The sequence below is a fragment of the Salipaludibacillus daqingensis genome (assembly GCF_029891575.1).
Taxonomy (GTDB): domain Bacteria; phylum Bacillota; class Bacilli; order Bacillales; family Salisediminibacteriaceae; genus Salipaludibacillus; species Salipaludibacillus daqingensis.
Window position 1 is genome coordinate 138567 of record NZ_JARZHF010000011.1, and the last position, 14331, is coordinate 152897.

Consider the following 14331-nt stretch of genomic DNA (forward strand, 5'->3'; position numbering starts at 1 on the left):
CTTTTACTCCTTTTCAAAGATAAAACCACCAAATTCATTTTTCTCCAATTTATACATTTTCTTTTCATTGGGTATATGAACTATTAACTCTTTTTGGCTTTTACCAAATCTCATTACTTTTTCTATAAACTCAACAAATTGAATTGCATCTTCTTCATCTTTTTTATTAGGACAATACCCATCCAGTACGGCTAAGATTAATCTGTATAAGTGATAATCTACATCTAGTTCAACTTTCTCATATGCATTACCACCGTGATAAGCAACAGTTAATGTAGTCTTAAAATTAAACAATACACTCTCATTTCTTAGATCTAGATGACTAATATCAGGGCGTAAATCTAAGTATTGAGCTACTTTAAACTTACCATTATTACTTAAATAGATATAACTTTTTTTAGGACTTCCTTTCCATCTATAAATGGCTTCCTTTACACTGTTATAAAAAATTTGAATTGAATTGGTATTTTTCTTACTAAAATTATAAAGGTAAGTTGTATAATCTTTATAGGATTCTGGTGTTACTTTTTTATTTAGTTCCTTAGAAGTCAGGTATGTTGTACGGATAAGAGATTTAAAAAAATCTTCTTCAGAAGAATAAGTAAATTTATCTCCTAGCTCCTTTAATTCTCTTCTTAAGTGAATTAATTTCCTCATCCATTCTAACGAAACTTCATCGTCTAGCAACTCCTTAACAGTGTGTTCCCAGTCATCTAACGTATTTAAATCAATAAGAATTTGGTCTATACTAGGACTTCTAAAATCAATTGGATCTAGATCATTCACCGCTTTTAAGATATATGACCTCTCCTTACGAGCAAATAAAAGAGTTGGAGTAATATAATTTAATTTTTCTAGAGGGCTCCATTCAATGTCATCTGTTTCTGCATAACCATCTGGAATAACGATATCAGCAATGAAATTAAACAGAGACCTTGCAGAAATCACAAGCTTATGTTGAATGATGATATTTATCAATAATTGAATAATATGTTCTTGAACCTTTTCATTCATCAAAAAACGGTAGTTTTCATGAATAATTCTATTCATACCTCGATCTTCATCTTTTTTATAAGCTAAATAGAAAGGGTTCATTTCGTTTTTTTCAAATATTTTGCTAAAAATCTCAGCGAAAAACATTGATTGTGGACCTTGTTCAGTAAGTTCGAACATTTGGTAGTCACTAAAACTAATAATATGAAAGTCTTCCTCACTGTATTTAGCAGTTACTTTAGTTTCAAAAACATTACTATTATTTATAAATTCTTTTAGTTTACTAAATTTATTTCTTTGTTCTTCACCTTCTAAAAAATTGTTTAAGATTCCCAAATTAATTGCAATGATAATTCGGTCTTGACTAATATCAATATTTTCGTCTGAAAATCCATCTAACTCTTCCGACAACGTCTCAATTGCACTTTTCTTAGGATCGAAACTCTCAGTCGCATCATTGTATAAACGATATTCGTTTATTAAATCGGGTCTACTTTCTTTTAAATAAGACAGAATATGAGATTTCCCGTCCCCAACACTACCACTTAATAATATTAATGAAGGACCAATTTTATTTTGCTCATTTTCAAGAATACCTTCAAGGTCTGTTTGAATTTTTCTCTTTACATGCATATACTTCTTAAAATTACTGAAGGCCTCAGGACTTTCAACTGCTTCTTGAGAAGACTCTTGTAATTTTTTTAACTCTCTTAACAAATAACTGTGCTGATCAGTTAATTTATCTGTCATTGTTTCTGATTCTTTTTGTTCAACTTTCTTTGTTAGTTGCTTAACTGCTCCTGATTTCAGTTCAACCTTGTTTTCATTTCCTTCACTATTCCCATTGTCTATTGAAGTGTTGATAGCTGGTTTTGAAGTAGTCTCAGCAACATTTCCTTGAATTGCGGCTAAGATTTGGTTGATCATTTCATCACTAACTTTGTTATCATTACTCTGAGAAGGCGGTTGTGGATTTCTATATTTCGGTATTTCAATCGTTTCTAATGAATAAACTTCTACATACCATTTAGATACTTTATAAATAGCTTTAAAAACTTTAATTGCATTTTCAATATCATCAAAATTAGCTTTATGTGCTGCTTTATTGCCTAAACCGCGAACAGTATCCATATACTGTTTAGTATCCTTAGTAAGAAATCCATAACGGTCTAAATAAAGAACTTTCTCAAAGAGCTTTGTAAAGTTAACATCATTTATTTTTTCTTTTTTTATTACATCATCAATTATTGCTTCTAAAGCTACCCTACCATTAATACAAGCAGATTGAGGATCTTCATAGATTAATTTTTCTAGTTTTCTACCATTTTCAGAAGCCGCTGGGTTAAGGTCTTTAATAAATTCCAATAGGTAATTTGAGTCTGCCATGAATCTACACTCCTTAATACATATTCAACAATTGTTAATTAATTGCCAAGTAATAGTCTATTATTTAATGCTTCTAATGTCTCATCTTAATCCTTACTCAATACATAATTACTTGTTATATATTTTATTAGAGTAAATTTTTATTAATTAAATGATAACTAGTAATTAGTAAGTTTAGATCATACTAAAACTCGACTTTATTTTTTATACACGTCAAATTTCCTATATATCCTTCATTTTCACTTCTATCTTTATATTCTAATCTTAACATTTATAAGTATAGAAATATGCTAAAATTGTAATATTGTATGCGTAAAATTACCCTTATAACTTAATATTTCCCTACATTTAAACAAATTTTTATGAGTCACTATTGCTCATCAGTAACTTTGATAGTGGACTTAAGAACCCTCTTAGATTTATAAGTTAATTCAATTATAAAAATTAAGGTGACACTCTTTGTCAGTGAATAGGTGTTCGGTACGTTTAATTAGGCACCCACATTAGAGAGAGAACAAAGAAAAGGTTCCTGTCCCGCGGCACTTTAAAGTTATACCGTATTGGGGGATCAGGAACCACAAATTTGATGGTTATCTCTTTTTCGAGTAAACTTTCTTAAAGCCATTTTCAAAAATACCGCGTAAGTACTTTCCAAAATCAATCATCCTATTTATACAATTCAATAATTGGTTGTTAACTAGATCAATGTCGTGGCAGGTGTTAAATAAGCTGGGTTCGAAAAACGCTGCACATTATCTCTGTTATATTTATACAACTACCCTCCATGAAATTGAACAGACCACTTTCCGCTTTTATCCTCGAACTCACAAAATTCGATTTCTTTCGTTTTGTCTATTCCTTTAATAATAATGAGATTTTTTTCAATATCCACTGTTTCAATATCAAACCTTTCATAAGAATTGATTGACTAAGCTCAAATCGATCTTCATAACCATACATACAGACGATCTTTACATTACTTAGTCTTGTTTTTATGATCGTGGATTTGACCGATAGTAGCCTCCTCCTTCTTCTGCTGTTAAATTAACTGAAGTATCTCCATCCCCGTCTCTGTAATACCCATCAACATACGTCCCGTCTTCACGATAATATCCATCAACTTCATGAGGTTGTACAAAATGTTCACCTTCACCAACCTCATTAGTAAGGTGATCGTAATCGGAAAATTCGGATCCTCCAATAAAATCTAATGACTCTATTGCATCACCTATAAAAGATCCTCCTAGGAAAGCAATTCCTAATAAAGAGCCGCCAACTATTACTTTTTTCTTGTCCCTTTTAACCAGTCCATCGACAATATTGTATGTATGCCGAAAAGGAGCTGTAACTACATTCGTAGCTACTTTCTTAACACGTTCCCATCCAGTTGGTTTTTTTATCTTTTCTAGCTCACGAATCGCATTATTATAATCAGCAACCCTTCGCTCCAATTCATTAACTGACTTCTCACAGTGTTGCTTCAATTGATTAAGGTATGTCATTCTTTGGTTATATAATGAAGGAAAGTATTTTTTATATTTAACAGAACGTTGATCGATAATAGATATCGTTCTCATAGCAAAATTTATATGCTTTTTAAAATAAAGAATACCTGATTCACCTGCATACTTCTTTTCAAGACAAAGATGAATTCGTTTTAAAGCACCTTTCTCAATATTAAGACCTTCTTGATCATAGTACCTCTTGTCTAATTGATATTTTTCTTCTAGTTCTGGCGCTCTAGTTCCCTCCATGAGATATTGACACTTAAAAATATCTCTATGACTATAAAGCATATAGTTATAATTTGAAGTAAAAGATTGGTCAAATTCTCTTAAAACTTTTTTATATTTTTGACGCTTTATCATGCGTTCGAGCAACCCACCTTGAAAAATCGGAAGATAAGGCTTAATTCTTTTTTCCATTTCAATTTCTTTTACTATCACTATTGAAATTCCTATTAATATCAAAATTACTATGAAATAATTCATTTAATTTCCCTTCCCCCGATACCTACCCACGATCTCAACAATAGCCGGACCATACTTCTCCCCTTTAACTTTCCCAAAGCCTTTTACCTTCAGCAGGTCATCTATACTTGTCGGCATTTTAACAATGATTTCATCTAATGTTGAATTGTAGAAGATCAAGTAAGGTTTCATTTCTTCTAACTTTGCTTGCATTAATCGATATTCTTTAAGCTCTTTGTAAAGTGCTTCTTTACTAGTTTCTTTCTTTGGCATTGTAATAGGTTTTACTTCTGGCTTAGGTTCTGTTTTCGTTTTTGGTTTAGGGGCTGGCTCTACTTTTGATTTTGCTGCTGGTTTATGTTTCGGTGCGTCTAGTTTGTATTTCTCAATATCTACGTCTACTGTTTTGTTATTGGCCATGATGTAATCAATAATATTCATGATGAAATTATCCAGCATATATCGATCTTTTCTATGTAGTTTCATGTCTTCTGATAAATAGTTTACGAGTTGATCAGACTTTATAATAAGATCCTGCACAGCCTTTGGGGCACGTTTTTTATCGATAATTGATTTAGGATTAGCTAGTACAACAATCGGTTTGACGGGTGTTTTCTTTATAAAACCTTGATCAGTTAACATTTTCTTCAGGATCCGACAATGTCTTTCACTTTGTGTAACAGGGCTATACATTCCCTCTCTTTTTACCACCTTGCCATACTTGTTATTAATTTTCCGAATAAATTCACCAGAATCATTGACCTCAATATCTCCATATAACTTCTTCGTTTCAATGACATAGATAACACTGTGGGTAACGACAATGAAATCAAACTGAGCCGTATAATCCTCCACCTGTAAACGCACATCATGCAAACAAATCATCGGCAGCATAGAGTTCTTTAACTCGTAGTTCACATTTGATTCGCCAATTAATCCGATTTTGAATAACTTCAAATCGTTCTCCACTCGTTTTTTATCAATGGTCCCCGATGTATCCTCTAGTAATGACTCTAGTTGCGTAATATTCTGCGGACTTTCTGAGAACTCTTTCTTAAAATAGCTGTTTTAATATCCCTTTTATCAGACAAGGCTTTGAAAATATTCTTCAACACCATTCGCGGCACACCCTTTTAACTATGTATGTACGTTGAACTATATCATTATCCCTATGAAGATACCGTCGAAATTTGTCGGTATAGGTAAGTTCACCTAAATATATCTAAAAAAGTCCCAAATAATTTATTTCAAACTAAAAAATCCACTGGAGATGAGAATACTCATCTCCAGTGGATTTTGAACTTTATCTTTATTATAGTTTTTATTCAGACAACTAAGAGTTTTCAGTTCCAATAAATCACTATAAAAACATCCTGACTCTTAAGGAAATATAAAAAGTCAGGTTATTAATATTTATTAATTTTCTAAGCGTAAATTTATCCTCTTCCAATGATTTTTAACTTGATGTTCCATAAGGTTATTGGTAGTTTTGTTTTTATCAAATGTTTGTTGTGCTCGAGTTGCATAGCTTAAAAAGTTACCATGCCCTTTACTCTTTTTGCCAAGGTGAGTATAGTTTTTAAATAAACTTTTCCTTTGAGCTTTCTGGTTAGACTTTTTTGTTAGTCTATTACATATCCTAACTTTCTTGTATGCTCTACTATAATATTTAAAGAGGCTTTTCTCTCTAATTCTTACATTATAACCGTCAAAACTAAAACCTAAATAATCTAACTTAGTGGAGGAATTGTCTAAATCCAATATTTCATTATCCGAGTAATAAAATTCATCTGTCTTCTCGGGCTGAATTTCTAATCCTGGGATACTATCTCGCAAAAAATCAACATAATTTGTTAGAGAATCACGGTCAAATTCACCAATATTATCTGTTGGAATAACAATAATTAAATCATCACAATACCTTCTATAAAGACCGTTCAAATCTTGAACATAGTTATTTAATAAACGATCAAATTCCAAAAGATAAATATTTGAGCAAACAGAACTTATTCCCGCTCCTTGAGGAATTCCGTATGATTTTTTATTATTATGGATATTAATTTTCTTAAACTCTCTAAATTCTCCTTCGTTACTAAAATACCGTGATAGCTGTGTACTATTATCCTTTCCTTTATTTTCCATCTCTCTATCAATGTCTGCTTTTTCTATCCAGCTGTATTTAGTTATATTTTTAAATACTGCAAAAAAGTCTTGAGGAAGTGTTTTTACGTTTAAAGCTGATTTTATTTTCTCTTTTAAGTATTTATGGTCCAGGTTATCAAAAAAACTGGTGAAGTCCGCAACATAAACGTAAGCATTATCTTGTTTCCTTATAAAATCAATTACCTCTTTAGCAAAATCTATATTACTCTTACCTTCTAAATTATTTCTATAAGCTGTAGCGACTTGATCTGTTCCGAGCTCCTTTACTCTCTCATTGTATTTATGATTTAATAAATCTCCATAATACTTGTAAATGAAACTATCTATATGGGAAGCGTAAAATATCTCCCGTTCTTTAATTTTCTTTAAGTTATCCTTTTTTATATATTTATTAAATCTTATCTGAAAATGTATGAATGGGTAAAAACCATGCTCCGCTATCCAGCATGGGTCATTGACTTTATTTTTTACTCTTTTAAAGGCAACTTTTCTATCGAAATGTACATATCTCTTAGTTTTATACTTTGATTCTTGTATTTTTGAAGAGCTTGCAAGAGTATCTAATCGTAGTCTATTATCATGCGTCACCGCAATTCCTCCCTTGCAAGCATACTTGGTTTCACTTATAGACAATCGCTAGCCTATAATAGGACTACTACATTCACGAACATGTTATACTTTGATTAGTATAATTGAAAGGTTGATTACAACTGGAGGAGTTGAAGTCCAGATGCAATATTCTTCAACAATGTCCACCGCAATTGTTATCTGTGTAGTAACAAGGATAATCTACGAGTGGTTAATGCTTGACAGAAATTCACCTAAAACCCTCACAACTTCTTTTGTGAGACACTGCAATTCTATCATAAATTGATATATTTACCAACTTAAATTAAAATGATTCCTAATATTTTCTGCATCATAATAAAACTTCACTTACATATGGTAAGGTTTATCAAAGCTAATTCTAAACTGTCAAACTTTACCGACTGTGTAATAGCATTATGTTTATTAATCTCCATTAAATTATCTATTTTCTTAAAAATCAATACCAACTACTTGAAAACGATAAAATTGAGTTATTCTATTCCCTCCATTAGGCGATGTCGTTTGAAGTAGTTGTTTATTTTCTTCTCATCAATTTTAGAATGTTTAAATTTTTAGGTGCCAAGTGTTCTTATTTCAATTTATTAACACACTCTTATCTTGAAAATCCTTAATAGCAATATAGGGCATCTACCACTCCTTTTGAACTTAAGTAATGCTTACGTAAATAAATATCTTTTATTTGTATAAATGGATTTCTATTATCAACATGAAGCAAAATGTCCACTTTACTAGAACGACGCACAAAACTTATGAATTAATCATAAAAGATTTCATCAAGGTCTTTCATGATATCAATAACATCTTCCACTAACTTGTTTTCATTCCTGTTAGATAGAGTAACTACAAGGGAATCAAGGTTATTTTGTACATCTTTTTTTAATTGATCTTTATTTTCTGGGACTGGTTTAATTATATTCTTACTACAATTTCTCCAGTAGTTAGCTACACACTTAGAATAAGCGTGTTTTATATTAGCGGTCTCAATAGCTGGATGACACTGATCGCATAGAGTTACAAGATTATCTTTGTGGTTGACTCCACCATATTTTCTAGGAATTTTATGATGCACATGTAATCCCTTATCAGAATCACAAATTACGCAAGTCCAGTTATCACGATCTTTTACTTCTGTTTTTAATGACTCGTTAAAACTTTGATTCCAAATATCACTAAAAAGAACCTGGCCCCCTTTTTCTTCAATGCGATCTAAAACTTCTTGGTGAGGGAGAATAATCATTTCAACTAATCTAAGAATTATAGAAGAGACAGTATCTGTATCTTGTTCATCAGAAATAAATTCCTCGACGACTTCATGCTCCTCTTCGAACACTAATTCAGATAAATCACATACATAAGTTCTTATTTCCTCAATATTATAACCACTATAATTATTCATGAAATCTTTTGTTTTCTCATAAAAAACTTCTAGTGAATCACTTTGCCATCCACTTATATGTTTTTTAATATTATTAGGAATATTTTTCCTCCATATATTATTTTGTGTTTTTTTCTCTGTTTTTTTAATTGCTCCATCACGATATTTTTCAATAACCTCTAAAGGATTAATTATATCTTTTCCTTCTTTGCACCTTTCCTCATATAGGTCCTTTAAAGTTTTTAAAATAAATTCTCGGTCATCCGCTGTGTTTACATATCGCATTTCTTCATCTGTTATTTCATTAAAGTTTATAGCTAATTGTGGAAGCTCAATTAAATCCATTTTATTTACTAAAAACATAATTTGATCAATGACTACACTAGTTGTTTCGTAGAAATTTAATTCGCGAAGAAGGATTTCGAGCTCTTTTTCAGTATAGGGTTCTAAGTCTTGTATTATTATTGATTTAAAATTTAATTCTTGAAAATTAGGAATATAATTTATTTCCATGTTTTTTATTTTGTTCATTATTTTATGCTGAATAGTATCTGAAATTTCGTTTTCGTGACTCATTTTTACAGCATCTTTATTTATTATCTCTAAAAGTACTTTTAACTCATTTGTACTTAAATGAGATAAATCTTCTGGTTTATTTAGATATAACGGTACATCCTCAAAACCTGGTACAGATTTAATTTCATTAAGTTTTACAAGGTGTAAAATTTCTTTGATAATGTAAGCATCTTCAATTTTATTATCTAGATTTTTTGAAGTCACTAGTTATCCCCCTCTTGAATTGAAATATCTAAATCTAAAAATCATTTTGTACTAGTACAAAAAAATGCCCTCATTTAACGCCCCAAAAAATATACAATATTGTTTTCAGTTTCTTAATTTATTTTAATTAACACTAAGCTTTATAATACCACCCTGGTCTTCTATCGATTGCTTTGCTACCTTTAGATGTAAAGATAAATATATAACCTATACTTTCAAGATACTTTAAATCAGCAGCTAATTCTTTGCCACCAACTATCCAAATACAACCTCCTTTGTCCCGTTTATCAACTACTTCAAAGCCTTTCCGTTCCAAATAATCATATAATGAAAAATCTTCTTCATCCTCATGAATATCCTTAGAATCTTCTTTTACTTCAGGAGTTTCCGCAACTTTTTCTTTAGTTTCTATTTCATCCTCGAATAAATCCATTTGCGTTGTCAATTTCTCATCTTTCATATCAAACAATTTAGTCTGAACAGCTACACTAGCGGCTCTTTCCTTTTCTTGCTCCATATCTTTAAATGGTTCTGAAATTCCGTTCACAAGATTAGCCCTTTCAAACGGTTCAGTCGTTGCTGCAGTATGATCTACTGGTTTAAACTCGTTAGAATAATTATCTGACATTATTGGCTGCTCAAATTCTGACTGTATCCCCATTTTCTTAAGTCTTTCCCATAGGCTTTCCATTGCTTTCGTTCTATTGAAATAAAACTCTCTGCCTCGTATTCGCCAGAATTTCCAGCCTGATCGTTCTAAAGATTCTTGTCGCTGCATATCTTCATCGAATTTTTCAGGGCCGTGCCATCTTTCGCCATCACATTCGATAGCTAAACGATCCCCAATCCCCTCAACGACAAGATCAATTCGATACCGTCCTACTTTCACTTGAGGTGTCACTTTATATCCTTTAGCAACGATCATGCGAAGGACATCGATCTCAAACGGTGAATCACATAATTCTTCTAAATTCTCTATTTCTTCATTGATTCGATTTGGCTGCTTACAATAGCCAATTAAACGATAACGTAGATCATCAACACTTAAATCTTCTGAGTCCACCGAGTGATATAACCTCATTTGATTTTTAGCTCGGCTTGCTGCAACATTCATTCGTTGTTTTTCACTATTTCTTGTCAGTGATCGGAATCTTCTATTTGGTGCAACGACCATGGATAGACAGATAATATCTCGTTCGTCACCTTGAAGAGTATAAGCATTGCCACAAATAATTTTCCGTTTAACAAATTGTTCATCGCCAATTTCTTCCCTGATTAATTGCTCAAGCAGTGCCGACTGTTTAGTCCCTTGAAGGGCTATGACACCAATCGTTTGTTCAGTAAATTTTGGATCTGCCACGATCTCAGAAATATCTGCAGCGATTTTTTCTGCTTCTGGACGGTTAATATCTTTTTCTGCATCATCATTGTAGCCGTCGTTCACTTTAATCGCCTTTACTGGTGGATCGATCTTCTGATTTTCCAACGGTAAACGAAGAGGAATCATTTCTCCACCGTAACTTAAGTCATTGGAAAACTGAATGATTTCTGGGACACAGCGAAAATGTTCTCGGAGCATTAACTTGCCTTCTTTAGGAAATGTTTGTTCTGCCAATTCATATAGTGAGATATTTCCATCTAACAGTTTGGCGTTTGGAACATCGTTTAAATAGCGATTGACTAAATCGTAAACATCATCTTGCTTTGTCCCTATTGCCTGAGGACTGATCTGTTCTTCATCTCCAACAACAATGATCTTTTTTCCTCTTAGCAAAACATTCGTTGAAAACAAATCACATTGGCTGCTTTCATCAAATATGACAACATCAAATTTTTCATTTGTCACGGGGAAGTTCTCTAATACTTGGTTCACGGGCATCACCCATACTGGGATCGCTCCTTGAGCCGTCTTCATCGATTCTCTCGCACCTTCTAAATTCACTTGAGCATGTTTCCCGCTGCCTTTTCCATATCGTTTAATATAAGACTTCCAAGAAGAAAGGGCGCGTTTTTCTGTATCAGAGATTCTCGCCAACTGCGCTTTCCACGTCGATGCCGTGACAATCTCTGTAATTAATTTTTCTTGTTCTTGATGTTGCTCTTCCAACTGATCTTTTATCTTTGCTACATTCATGTCTTTCGTCTCATCAAGCCACGTTTGTAACTTACGGAGTTCAAAAGCATGATGATAATTTTCAGGGTATCCCCACTCGTTGCCTACAGATGATTCAATAGCGACTGCGGTTACCGGGAGCTTCTCTTTAAATGTCGTTAAAACGTCATAAAATGATTTAACTTCCTTTTGCTTTCCCCTCAATTCTAAAAGCTTCTCTATTAAGTCATTCCAATGCTCCGTATCCTTTTTCTCGAATGCTTCTATGAACTCAAGGATGATTGGATGTATGTCTTCTTTCATGCTCGTTTTCTGAAGAGTAGTTAATTCTTCCTGGTATGCCACATTCCATTTATCAAGGTCTAAATAGCCTTTTACAACGAATAACTCATCAGCGAATCGTTTTAATGAATCGATATTGTAGAAGTCTATTTGTTTTAATTGGTCCTCCGTAAATTGACGTTGTATTTTCTTTATAAAATCTACCGTTTCCACGACAGATGAAACTTCTTTTACGATTCTATCCGCTTCATGAGGAAACCGGTTGGAGTTTTCGTCTACGGTATGATGACCTATTTCGTTCATATTGCCGTTTATCACTCTCGCTATTTCTTCTCGAAGTTCTTCATAAGCAAGGTAAGCTTCGACCGGTTCAATGTCTTGTTCATGCATAAGCGGTTTTCCATTTAATACAGGTTCTTCGAATAAGTATTTCGCTCGTTTTCCCTTCCATGCATAAAAAAAGAAGTTAGGTTTTTTCCCACTCACCAATCGATCTTTTGCAACGCTCAAATCGACCTTTATTTCATGTTTAGGTTTATCAGGCAGCTTTATGCTGTGAGTAACAAGCTGATTGTAGAACTCAAATGCTTTATCCACATTTCCTTTTTGTGCTTCGACAAAATCGCGCCATCTTTTCTCACGACCTCCACCTGCATGCACTTCTTTTATGATCAATGCAGAGGGCTCTTTTTCAAGCAACTCTTTCATTGAAATACCATCATTTACATCGTCCGTTAATTGATCAATAAAATCGTTACTTTTCTTCAATTGATATTTCTCTATAATTTGTGTTCCTTTCTCTTCAAAATCATTTAGTTCTTCTCCCGCTTTTACTAACTTTTCAAAAGATTGACTACTAATGATATCGTCTTGTAATCGAGGTAATTTTCGATTAAATAGCTTTAAATCTTCTTGTTCAAATTTATCCCTTGCATTCCATAGTTCAAAAAAATGAGACTTATTGATTGGAAATTCTGCGTCCATCGCCACATCATCTTTGATCCAACGGTAATCGACGTTTTCTTCCACTAAATATTTTGCTACATCATATTTAAACCATTGTTCCCCTTTATACTCTAACCTCGTTCCTTCTTCCTTCGCATACGTTTTTAACTCGGAATAAAATTCTGCTTCTCGTCTCTTATTCGTGTCTAACGCCAGTAAATTCCGCTCGATTTCTTTTTCCAATGTAGCGGCATCTAATTCCCCTAATTTTTCGCTTAGGATTCTTATCGATTTCTCAATATCAGCCATGGATTCCCTGCCGCCGCCTAAGACTGCGACACACAACGCGCGAATATCCTCAGGGATCTTATCTTTCAAAACTTTCAACGGATTCTCTTTCTGAGAGGTAATTAATATCCGTTGACCTTGAGCTAGGAAGTGCGATACTAAATTAGCAATCGTATGGGTTTTCCCTGTACCAGGAGGTCCTTGAACCGTAACCCCATAATTGTTATCGATCCGTCTGACGATTTCCTTTTGCTGTTCATTTGACGGTAATGGAAAATACAAATGCTTTCTTGGTAGGTTAAATGAATAGTCAGTTTCAGCATCGGCTTTCACTTCTTGTTCCTTACTTCCATCAAAGATTGAAATGACGGACTCTGATAGCTCCAAGTCATGAGACTCAATCGACTGAATAATATTTTCCAAATCATCTCGAAGAACTCTCACTTTTTTACTTCGAAGGGAGAACAGTGTTTGGTCATAGATAATTGGCGTATCTTTGATCTCAGCGCGCTTTTCACCATCGACATATTGACCTTCTGGACTAATTAACTGAACATAGTGATGGAATAATTCTGATAGATCTTCGTCATCAATATTCTTCTGCTTCATCTGTTGCAAAACGCCTTCTACCTTTTCCATATTAGGCAAATTGATTCCTGATAACATTTCCCTCTCTACCGTTATCCCTTCCTCAATTTGTTTTGCTGCGATGATCCCTTTTTCAGCATCCAACTCCAGCTCTAATTTGCATGTTAATAAAGGGTGTCGTATGTTTTCCACTTTTTTAACCGTTTTTCTCCACGTCAATATGCCACGTCCAAAAATAAATTCTAACGATTCCCCTTCTTTTTCAAATCGAGAGACTAATTCAAAAAAGTCACTATATAGCTTCGAAACTTTTCTCTTTTGTCGCAGATTTTTTGCCCAGTCATCCCATTGCCCTTTCCAAAGATCGAATGCTTCTTCTCGCTTGGGCTCATCTTCAAAGTACTCGTCTTTTTCTTCCTGTTCCTCGTTTATGATCGTCCTGACTACCATTGGAGAAGGGCTACTATTCTCATTATGTATGTCCCCGTCTATCCAACCCTTTATAAGCGAATCTAGTGCTGGAGGTTGCTTCTCTTCTGATTTTATTAGTGGCTTATGTATTTCCATGAAATTTGACTCATCTTCACATTCATCTAGTAGATTACAGCCTTTCAGAGAAGAGAAATCTTCTACAAACCAATTTGTCTCAAAGTCTCTATAATCACGAACAACTTTCCCAACAAGATTATTGAGCTCCAGTAAATATTTGAAAAACCGCGTGCCTTTTTCTATATTATTCGTTTCCATCCATCTCTCACCTCACAAAGTAAATCGTGCATCTTTATTATTCGTTCAACTCAACAATAGCGAAATCTATTCAGTATTAACTAGGGTTTGAT

At 33.3% G+C, this 14331-nt stretch carries 6 protein-coding genes; all 6 read right to left on the reverse strand.

Annotated elements, in window-relative coordinates:
• Positions 1–3: 3 nt before the first annotated feature.
• Positions 4–2379 (reverse strand): DNA phosphorothioation-dependent restriction protein DptF, encoded by a 2376-nt coding sequence (gene dptF / locus QDN89_RS19400; protein WP_280771828.1) that lies wholly within the window; start codon positions 2377–2379, stop codon positions 4–6.
• 992 nt (positions 2380–3371) lie between these two features.
• The gene (locus tag QDN89_RS19405) at positions 3372–4370 is read right to left on the reverse strand and encodes a hypothetical protein (RefSeq protein WP_280771829.1); all 999 of its coding nucleotides are present in this window, start codon (positions 4368–4370) and stop codon (positions 3372–3374) included.
• The gene (locus QDN89_RS19410) at positions 4371–5306 is read right to left on the reverse strand and encodes an NERD domain-containing protein (RefSeq protein WP_280771830.1); all 936 of its coding nucleotides are present in this window, start codon (positions 5304–5306) and stop codon (positions 4371–4373) included.
• A gap of 459 nt (positions 5307–5765) precedes the next feature.
• A complete protein-coding gene (locus tag QDN89_RS19415) occupies positions 5766–7100 on the reverse strand; it encodes a reverse transcriptase/maturase family protein (RefSeq protein WP_280771831.1) in 1335 nt (444 codons plus the stop codon).
• A gap of 775 nt (positions 7101–7875) precedes the next feature.
• The gene (locus QDN89_RS19420; protein WP_280771832.1) at positions 7876–9276 is read right to left on the reverse strand and encodes an HNH endonuclease; all 1401 of its coding nucleotides are present in this window, start codon (positions 9274–9276) and stop codon (positions 7876–7878) included.
• A gap of 133 nt (positions 9277–9409) precedes the next feature.
• Entirely contained in the window at positions 9410–14239 is a 4830-nt protein-coding gene (locus QDN89_RS19425; RefSeq protein WP_280771833.1) for an AAA domain-containing protein, read from the reverse strand.
• Positions 14240–14331 lie beyond the last annotated feature (92 nt).